General features: G+C 73.0%; 17 protein-coding genes. 14 read left to right on the top strand and 3 right to left on the bottom strand.

What is annotated here, in order from left to right:
- The 4 genes from FHE66_RS01175 to gtfA form a co-directional block, all read left to right on the top strand.
- Nucleotides 1-924: carbohydrate ABC transporter permease (locus FHE66_RS01175; RefSeq protein WP_255303561.1), on the top strand; the 924-nt coding region annotated here is incomplete at its 5' end.
- A complete protein-coding gene (locus FHE66_RS01170) occupies nt 921-1,745 on the top strand; it encodes a carbohydrate ABC transporter permease (RefSeq protein WP_230976382.1) in 825 nt (274 codons plus the stop codon). The genes FHE66_RS01175 and FHE66_RS01170, both read left to right, overlap by 4 nt.
- A complete protein-coding gene (locus tag FHE66_RS01165; RefSeq protein ID WP_139071160.1) occupies nt 1,742-2,704 on the top strand; it encodes an alpha/beta hydrolase fold domain-containing protein in 963 nt (320 codons plus the stop codon). The genes FHE66_RS01170 and FHE66_RS01165 overlap by 4 nt, the downstream gene beginning before the upstream one ends.
- Before the next feature lie 29 nt (nt 2,705-2,733).
- Complete coding sequence (gene gtfA, locus FHE66_RS01160) at nt 2,734-4,254, top strand: sucrose phosphorylase (RefSeq protein WP_139071159.1); 1,521 nt, start codon at nt 2,734-2,736, stop codon at nt 4,252-4,254.
- A gap of 372 nt (nt 4,255-4,626) precedes the next feature.
- Here gtfA and FHE66_RS01155 read toward each other — a convergent pair whose 3' ends face one another.
- Nucleotides 4,627-6,420: a glycoside hydrolase family 2 protein gene (locus FHE66_RS01155; RefSeq protein ID WP_139071158.1), complete on the bottom strand. Its 1,794-nt coding sequence runs from the start codon at nt 6,418-6,420 to the stop codon at nt 4,627-4,629.
- Nucleotides 6,417-7,550 (bottom strand): LacI family DNA-binding transcriptional regulator, encoded by a 1,134-nt coding sequence (locus FHE66_RS01150; RefSeq protein WP_139071157.1) that lies wholly within the window; start codon nt 7,548-7,550, stop codon nt 6,417-6,419. The genes FHE66_RS01155 and FHE66_RS01150 overlap by 4 nt, the downstream gene beginning before the upstream one ends.
- Nucleotides 7,551-7,731: 181 nt before the next feature.
- Between FHE66_RS01150 and FHE66_RS01145 the strand changes: the two genes are divergently transcribed.
- From FHE66_RS01145 to FHE66_RS01125, 5 genes are read left to right on the top strand one after another with little or no spacing between them, the layout of a single operon-like run.
- Nucleotides 7,732-9,075 (top strand): ABC transporter substrate-binding protein, encoded by a 1,344-nt coding sequence (locus FHE66_RS01145; RefSeq protein ID WP_176554598.1) that lies wholly within the window; start codon nt 7,732-7,734, stop codon nt 9,073-9,075.
- Nucleotide 9,076: 1 nt separating this feature from the next.
- Nucleotides 9,077-10,024: a carbohydrate ABC transporter permease gene (locus FHE66_RS01140; protein ID WP_139071155.1), complete on the top strand. Its 948-nt coding sequence runs from the start codon at nt 9,077-9,079 to the stop codon at nt 10,022-10,024.
- Nucleotides 10,024-10,896, top strand: a complete 873-nt coding sequence (locus tag FHE66_RS01135) for a carbohydrate ABC transporter permease (protein ID WP_139071154.1) — start codon at nt 10,024-10,026, stop codon at nt 10,894-10,896. Before FHE66_RS01140 ends, FHE66_RS01135 begins: the two co-directional genes overlap by 1 nt.
- Nucleotides 10,893-11,888, top strand: coding sequence for a glycoside hydrolase family 43 protein (locus FHE66_RS01130; protein ID WP_255303560.1), 996 nt, complete (start codon nt 10,893-10,895; stop codon nt 11,886-11,888). Before FHE66_RS01135 ends, FHE66_RS01130 begins: the two co-directional genes overlap by 4 nt.
- Before the next feature lie 23 nt (nt 11,889-11,911).
- Complete coding sequence (locus FHE66_RS01125; RefSeq protein WP_139071153.1) at nt 11,912-14,188, top strand: family 43 glycosylhydrolase; 2,277 nt, start codon at nt 11,912-11,914, stop codon at nt 14,186-14,188.
- Between the two features lie 164 nt (nt 14,189-14,352).
- Here FHE66_RS01125 and FHE66_RS01120 read toward each other — a convergent pair whose 3' ends face one another.
- Nucleotides 14,353-14,790 (bottom strand): SRPBCC family protein, encoded by a 438-nt coding sequence (locus FHE66_RS01120; protein WP_139071152.1) that lies wholly within the window; start codon nt 14,788-14,790, stop codon nt 14,353-14,355.
- A gap of 80 nt (nt 14,791-14,870) precedes the next feature.
- Between FHE66_RS01120 and FHE66_RS01115 the strand changes: the two genes are divergently transcribed.
- From FHE66_RS01115 to FHE66_RS01095, 5 genes are all read left to right on the top strand, one after another.
- The gene (locus FHE66_RS01115; RefSeq protein ID WP_139071151.1) at nt 14,871-15,470 is read left to right on the top strand and encodes a TetR/AcrR family transcriptional regulator; all 600 of its coding nucleotides are present in this window, start codon (nt 14,871-14,873) and stop codon (nt 15,468-15,470) included.
- A 3-nt stretch (nt 15,471-15,473) separates the two neighbouring features.
- Complete coding sequence (locus FHE66_RS01110; protein WP_139071150.1) at nt 15,474-16,379, top strand: arginase family protein; 906 nt, start codon at nt 15,474-15,476, stop codon at nt 16,377-16,379.
- A gap of 52 nt (nt 16,380-16,431) precedes the next feature.
- Nucleotides 16,432-16,872 (top strand): hypothetical protein, encoded by a 441-nt coding sequence (locus FHE66_RS01105; protein WP_139071149.1) that lies wholly within the window; start codon nt 16,432-16,434, stop codon nt 16,870-16,872.
- 110 nt (nt 16,873-16,982) lie between these two features.
- Nucleotides 16,983-17,684, top strand: a complete 702-nt coding sequence (locus FHE66_RS01100) for a hypothetical protein (RefSeq protein WP_176554597.1) — start codon at nt 16,983-16,985, stop codon at nt 17,682-17,684.
- A complete protein-coding gene (locus FHE66_RS01095) occupies nt 17,681-18,460 on the top strand; it encodes an SDR family oxidoreductase (protein ID WP_139071147.1) in 780 nt (259 codons plus the stop codon). The genes FHE66_RS01100 and FHE66_RS01095 overlap by 4 nt, the downstream gene beginning before the upstream one ends.
- Nucleotides 18,461-18,488 lie beyond the last annotated feature (28 nt).

Raw genomic sequence — 18,488 nt, 5'->3', positions numbered from 1 at the left:
GACGCGCGGGGGACGGTTCCCCCCGCGCGTCCGGGTCGGGGAGCAGCGTGGGCCCGCCGCCGCCGTGCGGCGGCGGCCCTCGCCCTCGTCCTCCCCGCCGCGTTCTTCTACGTCGCCTTCGTCCTGCGCCCCATCATCTTCACGTTCCAGTACTCGCTCTACGAGTGGAACGGCGTCACCGAGGCGACGTTCGTCGGGACGGAGAACTACTCTCGGCTGCTGTCGGACCCCGAGCTCTTCGGCCCGATCCTCAACGCCCTCCAGCTCATCGTCTACTTCAGCTTCGTGCCCGTGACGCTCGGGCTCGTCGCCGCCGCGATCATCCGCAAGTTCGCCACGAGCCGGCTCGCGATGGTCGGGCGCACCGTCCTGTTCCTGCCCCAGGTCATCCCGCTCGTCGCGGCGGGCATCATGTGGACCTGGATCATGGCCACCGACGGTGTCGTCAACCAGTTCCTCCGGTTCATCGGCCTCGACGGGATCACCCGCGCATGGCTCGGTGACTTCGACACCGCGCTGCCCGCCGTTGGCGTCATCGGCGCCTGGGTGTCCCTCGGTCTGTGCCTCGTGCTCCTGCTCGCGGGCATGTCGAAGATCGACCCCGCGCTCTACGAGGCCGCCCGCCTCGACGGCGCGGGCCCGATCCGCGAGTTCTGGTCCGTCACCCTGCCGAGCCTGCGTCAGGAGCTCGCCGTGTGCCTCACCGTCACGGTGATCTCGGCCCTCGCGAGCTTCGACATCATCTACATCTCCACCCAGGGCGGCCCGGGCAACAGCACCCTCGTGCCCGGCCTCGAGATCTACTACCTCGCGTTCTTCCAGCGTGAGGTCGGCCAGGCCTCCGCCCTCGCCGTCGCCCTCATGGTGCTCGTCCTCATCATCGTCATCCCGCTTCAGCGGCTCATCCGAGGCAGGGAGCAGTGAAGACCTCCGCAAGCGAGCTCTGGCTCGGCCGGCTCGTCCTGGTGATCCTCATGGTGATCACCCTCGTCCCGTTCGTCACGCTCTTCGTCACCGCGCTGCACCCCACCGGGACCTATCCGGCGGGGCTGTCGTGGCCCGAGGAGCCCCAGTGGGGGAACTTCCTCTCCGCGTTCCAGGCCGCGAACATGCAGAAGCTGCTCGTCTCGAGCGTGCTCATCGAGATCGGCGTCGTGCCGCTCGCGCTGCTCATGGCGACCCTCGCCGGCTTCGCGCTCGGCCACCTGCGTCCCCCGGGCAGCCGGTGGATCTTCGTGGTCTTCATCCTCGGCCTCACGCTGCCCTTCGAGGGCATCATCGTGCCGCTGTACTACCAGATGCGTGACATCGGGCTGCTCAACACCCGGTGGGCGATCATCCTCCCGCTGCTCGGCCTGTTCATGCCGTTCGCGGTCATGTGGATGCGCGCGCACTTCGTCAACATGCCCGAGGACATCTCCGAGGCCGCCCGGATCGACGGCGCGAACAACCTCCAGCTGTTCAGCCGCATCCACGTGCCGCTGTCCATGCCGGCGCTGTCCTCCCTCGCGATCCTCATGTTCCTGTGGACGTGGAACCAGTTCCTCCTCGCGGTCGTCCTCGTCGACGACCCGACGAAGCGGACCATGGCCGGTGCCCTCGGCGCCTTCCAGGGGCAGTGGGGCACCGACATCCCGCTGCTGTGCGCCGGGTCGCTGCTCATCCTCACGCCCACGCTCCTCGTGTTCCTCATCTTCCAGCGGCACTTCGTCGCCGCGCTCCTCCAGGGCGCGGTGAAGGGATGACCTGGACCCCGCCGCCGCTCGACCCGGCGATCGCGGCCGCGCTCGCCGCGGACCCGGACGCCGTCGTCGGGATGGAGCCCGAGGACATCGCGGTGATCCGCGGGCGGGCAGTGCCCGTCCCGCCGGAGCAGGTGACGAGGTACGGCACCTTCGAGCGCACCGACCTCACCTTCCCCTCGGCGGCCGACGGCGCCGACGTGCGGGTCGTGCTCGTGCGCCCGGTGCGCACGAGCGGGCCGCTGCCCGTCATCGTGCACATCCACGGCGGCGGGCTCGTGCTCGGCGGACCGCTCGACGACCTCCCGGCGACGCTCGAGCTCGCCGCGCACACCGGGTGCGCCGTCGCGTCGGTCGACTACCGGCTCGCGCCCGAGCACCCGTACCCCACCCCGGTGCTCGACTGCTACGGCGCGCTCACCGGGTTGCGGGAGGTCGCGCGCGAGTGGAACCTCGATCCCACACGCATGATCCTCAGCGGCGTGAGCGCCGGCGGCGGCCTGGCCGCCGCCGTCGCGCTGTGGGGGCGGGACCACGACGGGCCGGACCTGCTCGGCCTGCTCCTCGCCTGCCCCATGCTCGACGACCGCAACGAGACCTTCTCGGCCCAGCAGATGCGGGGGGTGGGCACGTGGGACCTCACCGCCAACGCGACGGGCTGGCGTGCCTACCTCGGGGACGCCGCCGGCGGACCCGACGTGCCGATCTACGCCGCGCCGGGACGGGCGCAGGACCTCAGCGGCCTGCCGCCGGCATTCGTCGACGTCGCCACCGTGGAGACCTTCCGCGACGAGTGCGTCGCCTTCGCCTCCCGGATCTGGCAGGCCGGCGGCTCGGCCGAGCTCCACGTGTGGCCCGGCGGCAACCACGCCTTCGACTTCCTCGCCCCCTGGGCAACGCTCTCGCAGGACGCGCGCGCGGCCCGCCTCGCCTGGCTGCGCCGCCTCCTGCTCGACGCCTGACGCGCCCCCCGATAGATCAAGGACGACCTGTGAACCACCCTGACGGCCCGCAGCTCATCACCTACGCCGACCGGCTCGGCGGCGGGCTCACCGACCTGCGCCGCCTCCTCGACGGCCCGCTCGCCGGCGCCTTCGACGGCGTGCACGTGCTGCCCTACTACCGCCCCTTCGACGGCGCGGACGCCGGGTTCGACCCCGAGGACCACACGATCGTCGACCCGCGCCTGGGCACGTGGGAGGACATCCGCGCGCTGAGCGAGCGCGGCGTCGTCATGAGCGACGTCATCGTCAACCACGTCTCCATCCGGTCCGAGCAGTTCCGTGACGTCGTCGAGCACGGCGACGACTCCCCGTGGGCGCCGATGTTCCTCACCCTGTCCTCCGTCTTCCCCGACGGCGTGACCGAGGCCGACCTCGCGCGCATCTACCGGCCGCGGCCGGGTCTGCCGTTCACGACGATGACGCTCGGCGGGGTGCCGCGCCTCGTGTGGACGACCTTCACCCCCGAGCAGGTCGACATCGACCTGCGCAGCGACCAGGCCTGGGACTACCTCGTCTCCGTGCTCGACGCGCTCACCGGCGCCGGCGTGACGATGATCCGGCTCGACGCGGTCGGCTACGCCGGGAAGGAGGCCGGCACCGACTGCTTCATGACGGCGGCGACGCAGGCCTACGTCGACCGCATCACCGAGCTGGCCCACGAGCGGGGCGCGAGCGTGCTCCTGGAGATCCACGGGCACTACCTCCAGCAGGTGGAGATCGCCCGCACCGTCGACTACGTCTACGACTTCGCGCTTCCGCCGCTCGTCCTGCACGCGCTGCACGGGCGCGACCTCGCGCCGCTCGCGCGCTGGATGGAGGTGCGGCCGACGAACGCCGTCACCGTCCTCGACACCCACGACGGCATCGGCATCGTCGACGTCGGCCCGAACGACCTGCGGCCGGGGGAGCCGGGGCTGCTGCGCCCGGAGCAGATCGACGCGCTCGTCGAGTCGATCCACGACGCGAGCGGGGGCGCGAGCCGCCTGGCGACCGGCGCCGCGGCGTCGAACCTCGACCTCTACCAGGTCAACTGCACGTTCTACGACGCGCTCGGCCGCGACGACCGTCGCTACCTCCTCGCCCGGCTCGTCCAGCTCATGCTCCCCGGCATCCCGCAGGTCTACTACGTCGGCCTGCTCGCGGGGGAGAACGACATGGAGCTCTTCGGGCGGACCGGCGTCGGCCGCGACATCAACCGCGCCTACTTCACGCCGCAGGACGTCCAGGCGCACCTCGAGCGACCGGTCGTCGCCTGTCAGCTCGAGGCGTTGCGGCTGCGGTCCTCCCACGAGGCCTTCCAGGGTGAGTTCTCCTCGGAGATCGACGGGACGCGCGCCGTCCTCACCTGGACCGCCCCCGAGTCCGCCGTCCAGCTCTGCTTCGACGTCGAGGACGCGTCCTTCGCGCTCGCCGAGCGCCGGGGCGCCGGCCCGTGGCGGGCCGTCGTGTCCGACGGCGACCTGTCGCCGATGGCCGAGGCAGCCCGCCTGGCCGCGACCCAGCGCTGACGCAGACGCCGCCGGCAACGGCCGGTCGCTTCCCGTGGGAGCGACCGGCCGTTCGCCGTCCCGGCGCCCCCCGCACAACCCCGCTCTCGCGCACAACCCCGCTCTCGCGCACAAACCCGCTCTCGCGCACAACCCCGCTCTCGCGCACAACCCCGCTCTCGCGCACAAACCCGCTCTCGCGCAGAACCCCGCTGTCGATCAAAACCCGGCTGTCGAGCGAAACTCTGCTGTCGCGGGGAGGGAGGTGTCCCAACCTCCCCGCGAGAGCCGACTTTCGTGCGAGAGCGGAGTTTCGCGTGAGAGCCGACTTGTGCGCGAGAGCCGACTTGTGTGCGAGAGCCGACTTGTGCGCGGGAGCGGACTTCTGGCGGGTCACTCGCCGGTGATGATGCTCCGCAGGGTCTCGCGGGGGAGCTTTGGGCGGCGGTGCTCGTCGAGCAGGCCGTTGGTCTCCTGGCCGGTGTCGGTGAGCTGGGTGTAGCAGAACCCGGCCAGCGCACTGTCGCGCACGGCGTCGAGGAGGTCGCGCAGGCGGGCCTCGTAGTCCGCCGCGTCCGACGCCGTCGAGTAGCCCCAGTCCCCGTCGTGGCGCGCCGCGAAGCTCACCCCGCCGAACTCGGTGAGCATGACCGGCTTGTCGCCGTCGTCGGCCCGCAGCTGCAGGCGCCGCCCCGCCGCGCCGACCCCGGCGAGCTCGGCCCGGACCGCCTCGGCCGTACCGTAGCGCCGGCGCAGCTCGGCCCCGGTGGGGGAGTAGTCGTGGATCGTGAGGATGTCGGAGTCGGTGTGCTCCCAGCCGTCGTTGGAGACCACCGGTCGGGTGGGGTCCAGCGCACGGGTGAGGTTGGCCAGCCCGACGGCGTAGTGCTGCTGGGCGTCGTCGTGCGCGCCGTGCTGCACGCCCCAGCTCTCGTTGAGCGGGACCCACGTGACGATGCACGGGTGGGACAGGTCGCGGCGCACGAGTGCCACCCACTCGCTCGTCAGCTGCTCCACCGCGCGCGGGGAGAATGCGTAGGCGTTGGCGGTCTCGCCCCACACGGTGATCCCAAGACGGTCGGCCCAGAAGAGGAACCGCGGGTCCTCGGCCTTCTGGTGCACGCGCACGGAGTTGAAGCCGAGCGCCTTGATGAGCTCGACCTCCTCGCGCAGCGCGTCCGCGCTCGGTGCCGCGAGGTGCGTGCCGGGCCAGTAGCCCTGCTCGAGCACCGAGCGGAGGTGGAAGGGCCGGTCGTTGAGGAGCAGCCGGCCGTGCGCGACGCCGATGGACCGCAGCCCGACGTAGGAGGCGACGACGTCGGCCGCCCGGCCCGCGTCGTCGGCGACCGTGACGGTCGTGTCGAGGAGCGTCGGGCGCTCCGGTGACCACAGAAGGTCCTCGTAGGCCTGGCCGTTGGCCTGCCGGGGCAGGTGGACGCTCACCCGCACGTCCTGGTCCAGCGCGGCGACCCGGTGCTCGGCGAGCAGCTCGCCGTCGTGCTCCACCCGCACGGTGACGGTGGTCCCCGGCGTCGGCCGCTCCGCGAGTCGAACCGTGGCGACGACCGCGGCGCCCGGCACGTCGGCCTCCCAGGCGAGCTCCGCGACGTGCTGGGCGGGCACCGCCTCGAGCCAGACCGGCTGCCAGATGCCGGTGGTCCGGTGGTACCAGATGACGTGCGGCTCGCGCTGCCAGTCCTGCTTGCCGCGCGGCTGGGCGACGTCGTGGGGGTCGTCGACCGCCCGGACGACGAGCTCCAGCGGTCCGGCCGCCTCCGCCACTGCCCCGGTGACGTCGAACCCGAACGGGGCCTGGCCACCGGTGTGCCGGCCGATGTAGGTGCCTGCGAGCCACACGTCGGCCTGGTAGTCCACGGCACCGAGGCGCAGGACGAGCCGCTCGCCCTGCGTGCCGAGCCCGGCGCGCTCGAGGTCCTCGGCGGTGAGCTCGCGCCGGTACCAGACCTCCCCGAGGTAGCCGGTCTCGCCCACCCCCGAGGCCGGTGACTCCGGCGGGAACGGCACGGTGATGCGCCGGTCGAAGTCGACATCACCGGGGCGCGACGCGCGGGCGACCGCGAAGTCCCAGGTGCCGCACAGGTCGGCCCACTCCGGGCGCCGGAGCTGCGGGCGGGGGTAGGTGCCGTCCTGGTGGCTGACGGGCGACGGCGTCGGTGCGGTGGTCATGAGTGCTCCTCGGGGTCGGGGGCTCGTGTGCACGATCCAGCGCTCGGCGGAAGAGGGGGAGAGGCGGGAGACGGGGGAGAGGCGGGAGACGGGAGAAGGGGTGGGGGCGTGAGGGGGGTGCGGCCGGCAGTGCTCTCGCGGACGACGAGGGTGTGCGCGACGGTCACCGTCCGGGGCGGGGTGCCGGTGGCGGCCCCGCCGCGCAGGACGAGGTCGATCGCGGCGGTGGCCAGTGCGCGCTTGTCGGGGGAGACGGTCGTGAGCGAGGGCGTGGCGTACCGGCCCTCCTCGACGTCGTCCACGCCGACGACGGCGACGTCCTGCGGCACCCGCACCCCGCGCTCGGCGAGGGTGCGCAGCGCGCCGAGGGCGAGGGCGTCGTTGAAGCAGAAGACGGCGTCGGGTGGCTCGGGCAGGTCGAGCAGCCGTGCCATCGCCGCCGCGCCGTCGGACCGGTGGAACTGGTCGACGGTCGCGACGAGCGCCTCGTCCGGCGCGGCCCCGGCCGCGGCGAGGGCGCGACGGTAGCCGGCGAGCCGGAGCACCGCGGTCTCGTTCGGCCCGGTGAGCTGCGCGCCGATCGCCCCCACCCGCCGTCGCCCGAGGTCCAGCAGGTGCGTCGTGGCCTCGGCGGCCGCGGCACAGTTGTCGATGGTCACGTGGTCGAAGACGCCGTCCCCCGCGTGCTCACCGAGGAGGACGAGCGGGGAGCTGTCGGTCCGGCGGCGCAGGGTCGGGCCGTCGAGGGCGAGGGGGGAGAGCACGAGGCCGTCGAGCACCGGCAGGTCCACCCCCTCGAGGATCGCGCGCTCGGACTCCTCGGCGCCCTCGGTCTGCACGAGGAGCACCATCCGCCCGCGGGCCTTGGCCGCCCGGACGAGCTCGGCGGCCAGCTCGGCGAAGTAGGGCTGGGTGAGCTCGGGCAGGGCGACGGCGATGAGCCCGCTCGACCCCTGGCGCAGGTGCCGGGCGGCGAGGTTGGGGCGGTAGCCGAGGGTGGTGAGGGACTCCTCGACGCGCTCGCGGGTGGCCTCGGTGACCGAGCCGGTGTTGTTGACGACGTTCGACACCGTCTTGATCGAGACGCCCGCGTGGGCCGCCACGTCACGTAGCCCGACACGAGACCTCATGGGTCGCCCCTCCCTCGGATGTGCCTTCAGGCCGCCCACCGCCACTGCGCGGGGCGCGGCCCGACCATCTGACCACAACGAGCACGTCCCGCGCTATACAACGTTTACCGCCTGTGTTACAAAGGCGTTCCGGGCACCTCCAAGGGCCGGAGGTGCGCCTCATCGACGAGGGGGCTTCACGATGACAAGCACACGGACACCGCGGGCTACGGCCCGTAGGGGCTCGGCACTGGTCGCGACGGCCACGACGGCCGTCCTCCTCGCCGCGTGCGGCGGCGGCCAGACGGCCGAGGACGCCGCGGGCGGCGGTGAGCAGAGCGAGGTCCCGGAGTTCACCGGCGAGTACACCGGTCCCGAGGTCGAGCTCGCCTACTGGAACGGCTTCACCGGCGGTGACGGGCCCTTCATGGCCGAGCTCGTCGACCGGTTCAACGCCGAGCACGAGAACATCACGATCGTCCCCAACACCATCGAGTGGGGCGACTTCTACCAGCGGCTGCCCGCCGCGGTCACCCAGGGCGAGGGGCCGGAGGTCGGGGTCATGCACCTGGACCAGCTGGCGACGATGGCCGCCCGCAACGTCATCGTCCCGCTCGACGACCTCGCCGAGTCGCTCGAGCTCACGGCCGACGACTTCACCCCGGAGGTCTGGGAGGCGGCCATCTACGACGGCGCCCGCTACGGCATCCCGCTCGACGTCCACTCCCTGGCGATGTACTACAACACCGAGCACTTCGAGCAGGCCGGCATCACCGAGCCGCCCACCGACGAGGCCTCCTTCATGGAGGCCCTCGACGCGCTCCAGGCGGCCGGCTTCGAGCAGCCGTTCTGGATGCCGCAGGTGTGGCCGAGCCACCTCATGTGGCTGTCCCTCGCCTGGCAGAACGGCGCGGAGATCTACGCCGAGGACGGCTCGGCCGCGATGTACGACTCCCCGGAGGCCGTCGAGGCGCTGGAGTGGCAGCGCGCGATCATCGACGAGGGGTACAGCCCCAACGACGTCGCCCCCGACTCCCAGTACATCGCCTTCAAGAACGGGGAGACCTCGATCACCTGGGACGGCATCTGGCAGATCAACGACCTCGAGGCCGAGGAGGTGCCCTACGGCATCGCCCCGATCCCGACGATCGGTGAGGAGGAGGGAGTCTGGGCCAACTCCCACCACTTCTTCATGACCCGTCAGGCGGCGCAGGACGAGAACAAGGCGGCCGCCGCCCAGGTGTTCATCGCGTGGATGTCGGAGCAGTCGGGGGAGTGGGCCGGGTCCGGTCTCATCCCGGCCCGCCTGTCCGTCCGCGAGAGCGGCGTCATGGACGACCGTCCGCAGCAGGCCATCGCCGAGGTCATCGAGACGATGCGCTTCCTGCCCCCCGTGCCGGGGGTCGGCGGCGTCCAGACCGAGGCGCTCGAGCCCGCGATCGCCGACGCCGTGCTCGGGAACACCGAGCCGGGGAGCGCGCTCGGCACGGCCGCCGAGCAGGCGACCAACCTCATGGAGGAGAACCTCGAGAGCTTCGGGGGCTGAGATGACCACCGCTGTGGCGCCTCCGCGCAGCGAGGAAGGGCTGCGGGAGGGGTCGCGGCGTGGCATCCCGTCCCACGGGAAGGCGACGCCGTGGCTCTTCCTGGCCCCCTACCTCGTCCTGTTCCTCGCCTTCGTCGCGGCACCGGTCGTCCTCGGCGCGTGGATCAGCCTCCACCGCTGGGACTACACGCTGCCCAACAAGCCGTTCGTCGGCCTGGACAACTACGTCCGGCTCTTCGACACCGGCTCGATCACCGCCGCCCAGTTCTGGGACGCGATGCAGGCGACGGGGATCTTCACCGTCTTCTCCGTCCCGTTCCTGCTCACCGTGCCGCTCGGCGTCGCGCTCGTGATGAACATGCGCTTCAAGGGCCGGAACTTCTTCCGGGCGGTGTACTTCGCGCCCTACGTCCTGGGCGTCGCCGTCGTCGCGGTGCTGTGGCGCTACCTGCTCGACAACAACATCGGGCTGGTCAACTACTACCTCGGCCTCCTCGGGCTGCCCGACTCCACCCCCTGGCTCACCTCGAGCCCGGCGGTGTGGGTCAGCCTCGTGGGGGTCACGGTGTGGTGGACGCTCGGGTTCAACGCCGTCATCTACCTCGCCGCGCTGCAGGACATCCCGGGCGAGCTGTACGAGGCCGCGCGGGTGGACGGCGCGAACGGGTGGCAGCAGTTCCGCAACGTCACGTTCCCGGGGCTGCGGCCCGTGCTCGGGTTCATCACGACGATCACGATCATCGCCTCGGCCAACATGTTCGGGCAGTCCTACCTCATGACCCAGGGCGGGCCGGGGCGCCAGACCCGCACGGCGATCTACCAGATCGCCGAGACCGGGCTGCGCAACTACCAGATGGGCACCGCCGCGGCGATGAGCTACATCCTCACCGCTGCGCTCATGGTGCTGAGCATCGTCGTCTTCTGGCTCTTCCGGGAGAGGAAGGGCTGATGGCCACCACGACCACCCGCACGCGGTCGAGCGTGCCGACGCGCCGCAAGCCGGTCGGGCGCACGGTGCTGCGCTACGTCCTACTCATCGCCCTCGCCGCGCTGTTCATCAGCCCTCTCGTCTACATGGTCCTCACCTCGTTCAAGACCCGCGGCGAGGCGGCCGGTCTGCCACCGACCTGGGTGCCCACCCCGCCGACGACGGCGGCCTACGAGTCGATCCTCAACGCGCCGGGGACCCCGGTGCTGCGCTGGTTCGCCAACAGCCTCGTCGCGGCGACGGCGAACGCGGCGCTCGTCGTGGCGACGTCGACCCTCGCCGGGTTCGCGCTGGCCCGGATGCGGTTCCGGGGGCGCGGCGTCGTCTTCGGGATCGTCGTCGCGACGCTCTTCGTCCCGCCGGTCATCCTCATCATCCCCAACTACCTCATCGTCGGGCAGCTGGCGTGGCTCAACACCCTGCTCGCCATCATCGTGCCGACGGCGGCCTCGGCGTTCGGCGTCTTCTTCATGCGGCAGTTCTTCGTCGGCCTGCCGGGGGAGCTGGAGGAGGCGGCCCGGCTGGACGGCGCGAACCAGTGGCAGACCTTCTACAAGGTGGCCCTGCCGCTGGCCCGGCCCGCGCTGGCCACGCTCGCGCTGCTGTCGTTCCTCACCAACTGGAACGACTTCCTGTGGCCGGTGTACGTCCTGTTCAGCCCGGAGATCCAGACGCTGCCGGCCGGCCTGTCGACCCTGCAGACGGCCAACGCCGTGCGTTACGACCTCCTCATGGCGGGGGCGGTCATCGCGAGCATCCCGGTGCTGGCGATGTACGTCTTCCTCCAGCGGTACATCATCGAGGGCGTCTCCCGCTCGGGGCTCAAGGGGTGAGCGGGCGGCGGCTCACGGCGGCGCTGGCCGGCGCCGGCGTGCTCGCCGCGTGCGGGGGCGGGACGGGCGAGGGCGGGGCGGACCCGCCGTCCCCATCCGCCGCGACGTCCGCGGTCGAGGACGTGAACCCGGTGATCGCCGACGACTTCCCCGACCCCGACGTCCTCGAGGTCGACGGCGTCTACTACGCCTACGCGACGAACGGGAACCTGCGCAACGTGCGGGTGGCCCGCTCGACGGACCTCGAGACGTGGGAGCTGCTCGACGACGCCCTGCCGGAGCTGCCGTCGTCGTGGACCATCCCGGGCAAGACGTGGGCGCCGGAGGTCACCGAGCTCGACGACGGCACCTTCGCCCTGTACTTCACCGCGACGAACGCCGACCCCTACCTGCAGTGCGTCGGGGTCGCGACGTCCGCTCGCCCCGAGGGCCCGTTCACCGTCGCGGGGGAGGAGATGGTCGTGTGCCCGGAGGAGGAGGGCGGGGCCATCGACGCCTCGACGTTCCGCGACGAGGACGGCACCCGCTACCTGCTGTGGAAGAACGACGGCAACTGCTGCGGGCTGGACACCTGGCTCCAGCTCGCCCCGCTCACGGCCGACGGCCTCGCCCTCGCGGGGGAGCCGGTGCGGCTGCTCGTCCAGGACCAGCCGTGGGAGGGCAACCTCGTCGAGGCGCCCACCCTCGTCCGGCGGGACGGCACCTACGTCCTGCTCTACTCCGCCAACGACTACGGCGGCGCGGAGTACGCCATCGGGTACGCGACGGCGCCCGCCGTCGAGGGCCCGTACGAGAAGGCCGACGGGCCGCTGCTCACCACCGACGCCACCGGCGGGCGCTTCATCGGGCCCGGCGGGCAGGACGTCGTCACCGGCCCGGACGGCGAGGACCACCTGGTCTTCCACTCCTGGTACGCCGACACCTCCTACCGCGGCCTCAACGTGCTGCCCCTGGAGTGGGACGGCGCGCGGCCGTCCGTCGTCGTGCCCTGACACCGACTCACCGAGGAGACGTGATGACCCACCGCACGACCCGCCCGAGGAGGACCGCCGCGCTCGCCGCGCTCGTCCTCGTCCTCACCGCCGGGGCGCTCGCCCCGGCCCAGGCCGCCGGCCCTCGCCGGCAGGAGGAGACCCCCGCGGCCACCGAGTACACCAACCCGGTGACGGCCGGCTTCTCCGACACCTACGCCGACCCCGCCGTCATTCGCGGCAAGGACGGCTGGTGGTACCTGTACGCGACGTCCGACCCGCTCGTCGAGGGCGGGGAGTTCGGGCTCATGCACGTCTCGCGCTCCCGCGACCTCGTCGACTGGGAGTACGTCGACACGATCTTCGACGAGGACACCCGGCCCGGGTGGGCGACGGCGACGTCGTTCTTCTGGGCGCCCGACATCCGGTACGTCGACGGTCAGTACGTCCTGTACTACACGGTGACCGACACGGTCCTCAACGCCGGTGACGACTCCGCGATCGGGGCGGCGACGGCGCCCACCCCGACCGGCCCGTGGACCCCCACCGAGGAGCCGGTCGTGCCGCCCCGGCCCGACGGCGGCGGCTTCCTCTGGACCTTCGACCCCTCGATGCTCGCCACCGACGACGGCACCCGGTACCTCTACTACGGCAGCTACTACGGCGGCCTGTGGGTGAGCGAGCTCGACGAGACCGGCCTGCGCGCCGTCGGCGAGGCGACCCAGGTGGCGGTCAACGACAAGTTCGAGGGCGCCTACGTCCTCGAGCGCGACGGCTGGTACTACCTCATGGCGTCCTCCGCGAACTGCTGCGCCGGCCCGTCCACCGGGTACAGCGTGTTCGCCGGCCGCTCGCAGAGCCCGCTCGGGCCCTTCGTCGACCACGAGGGCGTCTCGCTGCTCGACACCCGGCCCGGCGGCACCCAGGTGCTCGTCCAGAACGGCAACCGGTGGATCGGCGCCGGGCACCACGCCGTCGTCACCGACCTGTCCGGGCAGGACTGGATCCTCTACCACGCCATCGACCGCGAGGACCCGTGGCTGGCGGAGCCCGGCGGCGTCAACCGCCGCCCCACGCTCATGGACCGGCTCGACTGGGTGGACGGCTGGCCGGTGACCCGCGGCGGCGCCGGGCCGAGCGAGGGTCCGCAGCCCGGTCCGGTGAGCGGCTCGCTCCTGGGGCTGACGGTCACCGACCCGGCCGAGGGGAACGTCCTGCGCGGCTCCTACCGCGCGGACACCGACCCGCAGTCAGGGGGCCACGCCCTGCTCCGCGGCCGGGTGTGGACGCCGGAGGCGGCGCCGCAGGAGGTGCACGTCGAGCTCGACCTGCGCACCCGTCAGCCCGACCCGTTCGTGCTGCGGCTCGGCCGCGGGTCGAACCAGGTCGAGGTGAGCGTGGACCCGGGGCGGCGGGAGCTGCACGTGGAGTACGGGCACGGCCGCCTCCAGGAGGAGGTGACCGCGGCGATCCCGCCCGGGTACGACCTGTCGGTGTGGACGGCGCTGCAGGTGCACCTCGTCGAGGGCGAGGTGCGGGCGAGGCTGTCGGAGTCGCGCCTGGGCGACGTCGTCGCCGAGGTCGCCCTCGACCTGCGGCCCGGGGTCCTGCGCTCCGCCCCGCTGGAGATGGTCGGCCGCGGCGCCCACGTGGACAACCTGTCCGTCAACGCCGCCCATGAGCCGGTGACCACACCGGTGGCCGAGCCGCAGGCCGGTGACGTGCTCCTCGAGGAGGAGTTCACCGACGCCGACCTCGCCGGCTGGGAGTGGGTGCGGCAGGACGCCGGCGCCCGCGTCGAGGGCGGCGCGCTCGTCTGGCCGGTCGGCGCCGGAGACCTCGTCGGGCCCGGGGGCACCGGAGGGGTGCTCCTGCACGAGCCGCCCGAGGGCGACTGGATCGTCGAGACGCGGATGACGCTGGACCTCGGGGACACCGAGGTGCGCAACTACCAGCAGGGCGGGCTCATCGTGCACGCCGACGACGACACCTTCCTGCGACTGGGACACGTGGCGATCTGGAACACCCGCCAGGTGGAGTTCGGCAAGGAGGTGCGCCAGGACGGCTTCCTGTCCTGGGGCGGCCACACGAGCGGCCCGCCGGCCGACACGACGTGGCTGCGCATCCACCACACGACGAACGACGCCGGTGAGCACCTGTACCGCTCGGCACTCTCCACCGACGGGGAGACGTGGCGCTGGGGCGCGACGTGGACCCTGCCCGCCGGCACCGACGCGCGGGTGGGGCTGTACACCGGCGGCGGTGCCAGCCCCGCGACGGAGGCGGTGTTCGACTACGTGAGGTTCCTCAGCGTGACCTGACCCCCGCCGGGCCGCGCCCCGCTTTCGCCGAGGTCGCACGTTCCGTCGCGGGTCGCCTGAAACATCGGGTGACCCGGGAGGGAGATGTGCGACCTCGGCGGGAGGGCGGGGCGGCAGGAGGACTCGGCGAGCGGCTCGGGTGGCCGGGCGGCGCGTCGCACGGGTCAGGGGGTGGGGGTGCGCGCCTCGGCGGCGGCCTTGAGGCCGCGCGCCTCCATCTCGACGTACCGGCGGGTGCGCGCGCCGAGGAGACGGTGCACGAGCGGTGCGAGGAGCCCGTCGTGATGCAGGTGCAGACGCAGCCGGGTGCGCTCGGGCCCGGCCGGGAGCAGGACGTGGGAGGCGGTGGTGAGGACGCCGGGGGAGCGCGAGGTCCAGGTGAAGGCGCGCCCCTCCTCGATCTCGGTCACCGTCCACACCGCCGGGCGCAGGCCCGGCTGGACGACGCGCACCCGCGCTCCCGGGCCGAACCGCTCGTCGAGCAGCTCCGCCTCCGTCACCGAGTCGGTCCATGCAGGCCATCGCGTTGGGGAGGTGAGCACCTCCCACACCGCGTCCGCCGGCGCGTCGACCTCCACGGTCGCGGTCACTTCTTCGGTCATGGTGCGGTCCCCTCTCGGTACGCCCGCTCTCGGTACGCCCGTGTGTACCAGATGGTACGCCGACGTGTATCATCTGGTCCATGGCCGGAACCTCAGCGCTGAGCGGACGCGAGCAGCTGCTCGCCGCCGTCGTCGACCACCTCGCCGACCACAGCGTCGACGGGCAGAGCCTGCGGTCGATCGCCGCCGCCGTCGGCACGAGCCACCGGATGCTCATCTACCACTTCGGCTCCCGTGAAGGGCTGCTGGCGGCCGTCGTCGGCGAGGTCGAGCGGCTCCAGCGGGAGGCGTTCACCGTCGTCGCGAGCTCCGACGACGCCGCTACGCCCCGCGAGGTGGCCGAGCGGTTCTGGGAGCACGTCGTCGGCCCGGCGACGAGGTATGGCCCGCTGTTCTTCGAGCTCTCCGCCCACGCGATGCAGGGGCGGGCTCACGCGCAGGCGCTCGCGACAGGGCTCGTCGGGCCGTGGCTCGACGTCCTCGCCGGCGAGATCGCCGCCGGCGGCATCGATGCCGCGCGCGCCCGTACCCAGGCCCGTCTCGGCCTCGCCACCGTCCGCGGGCTGCTGTTCGACCTGCTCGTCACCGGTGACCGGACGGGCGTCGACGACGCCTACCGGCTCCTGCTCGACCTCGTCGGCGCCGCCGCCCGCCCGGACGTGCCGGTCCCCGAGGGCTGAGCGGTGATCGCCCTCGTCTCCGCGCCGTCGAACCTCGGCCTGCGCCCGCCCGAGCCGGGCGCGGCGCCTGGAGCCGCGAAGGCGCCGGAGGCGCTGCGCGAGGCAGGGCTCTTCGCGGGGTTCGCGGCCCTGGGGGCGGTCGAGGCGGGTGTCGTCCTGCCCGGCCGGTACCGCCACGAGGTCCGCCCGGGCCGGGTGCGCAACGAGGAGGCACTGGTCGACCATGCGCGCCGGCTCGCCGACCGGATCGGTCAGGTGCTGGACCGCGGGCACGTGCCGCTCGTCCTCGGGGGTGACTGCAGCATCCTGCTCGGTGGCGGACTGGCGCTGCGGCGCCGCGGGCGGTTCGGCCTGGTCCACGTCGACGGCCACACCGACTTCCGCCACCCCGGCAACAGCGACGCCGTGGCGAGCGTCGCCGGTGAGGACCTCGCCGCCGTCGTCGGGCTGCACTGGCCGGCGGTCGCCGACGTCGAGGAACGGTCGCCCTACTTCCGGCCGGGGGACACGGTGCACGTCGGCTGCCGCGTCGATGACGAGGGGCATCGCGAGGCGTCCGAGGTGCTCGCGGACGTCGTCACCGCTCCGGAGGTGATGGAGGACCTGCCCGGGTCGGTCGCCCGGGTGAGGCGCGGCGTCGCCGCCGCCGGGCGGGGTTACTGGCTGCACGTCGACCTCGACGTCCTCCACCCAGGGGTCATGCCGGCCGTCGACAGCCCCGACGGCGGCGGGCTGAGCCCGGAGCGGCTCGTCGAGCTGCTCACCGCCCTGGCTCCCGGCGCCGTCGGGGTGCAGGTCACCGCGTTCGACCCCGACCTCGACGCCGGCGGCCGGTACGCCCGCCTGGTGACCGAGATCCTCCTCGCCGGTCTGCGCGAGCTCGGCGCGGCCCGCACGGCGGGCGCCTGAGTGCGTCCTGGGCCCCTTGTGGGGGAGCCGGTCGAGTTGTACCGTCTGGTACATGGCTGGAGTCCGCGTCCCGACTGACCGACGGACGACGCGCAACGGCACGGTCCTCACCGCCGCCGCCGTCGTCGTCGGTGCGGCGGCCTTCCTCGTGCCCGGCGTGTGGGCGTTCCTCCGGCCCCGTTCCTTCCACGAGCACGTCGCGATGTTCGACCCGTTCAACCTCCACCTGCTCCACGACGTCGGCGCGTTCCAGATCGGCGTCGGCGTCGCGCTGCTCGGGGTGCTGGTCTGGCATGACGCCCTGTCGGTCGCACTGCTCGGCGCGACCACCGCCGCCGTGGCCCACGCCGTCTCCCACGTCCTCGACCGCGAGCTCGGCGGTCGGGGGAGCGACCCCTGGGTGCTCAGCCTCCTCGCCGTGCTCCTCGGCGCAGCCCTGGTCCTGCGCCGCCGCCGGTGCCGCGCGGACCAGAGTGAGGTGGACGAGCCATGAGCCCACGACCGGCGGCGACCACGGCCGCACGCACTGCGCGGTGGTCCCACGCCGCCCGGACGACGTCGCCGACACCCGCGGCGCGGCCGCGGTGGACTCGCGCGCCGCTCGTGGCGCCGTCGCGGCACGGGTTCGTCCTGCTCGCCGTGGACAGCGGGACCTGGCGACTGCCCGTCGCGCTGCCCAGCCGCCGCCGCCGGGCGTTGGCGGACCGGGTGGCGGCGACGGCGCGCGTCCTGCGGCGTGACCCGCGCGTCGTCCGCGCCGACGTGTTCACCGCGCTCGTCCGCCCGCCCGGAGGGCCCGCCCGGCGACGTGCGGGCGGACGCCCGGCGCGCTACGACGTCGTCGTGCTCGTGGAGACGACGTCGCCCACCTCCGCCGAGGGCGTCGCCGCGGGAGCTGCCGCGACCGTCCTCACGCGCGTCGTGCGTTCGCAGGGCCACACGACGGCATCGTTCGCCGGCAGCAACGTCCGGCGCATCGCACCCGTCGACCACGAGCGTCCCGGGGTCTTCCTCTTCAACTACTTCTCCGCCCCGGACGTCGCGACGAACCTCGCCGTCTGGGAGCACACCGCCGGATGGTTCGAGCAGGAGACCGGGCTGGACAACTCCACCGTCCTCGAGCCCGGCCCTGCGGCGCAGGTGCCCTTCACCCTCGTCAACCACTGCCGGTGGGACCGTCTCCGCGACGTCCTGCCGTCGCTGGCCCTCAAGCCGAGCTTCCGCCGCTTCGTGCTCCGTGCGTTCGCCGACCGGCGCGTCGTCCCGGAGCCGCTGCTCTACCGACAGGCGAGGGTCGCGCGATGAGGGTCCTCGTCACCGGTGCCTCCGGCGCGCTGGGTCGTGACGTGGTGCCCGTGCTGCGGGGTGCGGGCCACGAGGTGCGCGCGCTCAGCCGGGTCGCCCGTCCGGACCAGGACGGGGTGTCCTGGGTGCGCGGGGACCTCGCGACCGGCGAGGGACTGGTGCCGGCCCTGCACGACGTCGACACCGTGGTCCACCTCGCCTCCGCCCCGTACCGGCGCGGCTACACCCGGGAGGTCGACGTCGAGGGGACGCGCCGGCTCGCCGCCGACGCCCGGGCCGCGGGCGTGCGGCACCTGCTCTACGTCTCCATCGTCGGGGCCGACGTGGTCCCGTGGGGCTACTTCCGGATCAAGGTGCAGGCCGAGCGGATCGTCCGCTCCTCGGGACCGGCCTGGACAGTCCTGCGTGCCACGCAGTTCTACTCGCTCATCGACGCGGTGCTGCGGGCGGCGGCCCGGCTGCCCGTCATCCCCTACGACCCGGGCATCGGGTCGCAGGCCGTGCACACCGGCGACGTCGCCCGCCGGCTCCTCGAGCTCCTCACGGCGGGTCCGAGCCACGACGTCGTGGAGTTCGGCGGCCCGGAGGTGCTCGGCCTGCGGGAGGCCGCCCGGCAGTGGCTCGAGGTCAGCGAACGACGCCGGGTGCTCGTCCCCGTCCGCGTGCCCGGGAGCCTGGGGACCGCCTTCCGCGCAGGGCCCTTCGTCACCACCGCCGAACCTGCGGGCACGCTCACCTGGCGCGAGTACCTCGCCTCGCACCCTGCCGGCGCCTAGCGCCGCGGCACGCCCCTCGCCGAGGTCG

The sequence above is a fragment of the Georgenia sp. 311 genome (assembly GCF_006151955.1).
Lineage (GTDB): Bacteria > Actinomycetota > Actinomycetes > Actinomycetales > Actinomycetaceae > Oceanitalea > Oceanitalea wutianyii.
The sequence above is the reverse complement of the archived record's forward strand: the minus strand, read 5'-3'. Positions and strand labels throughout refer to the sequence as shown.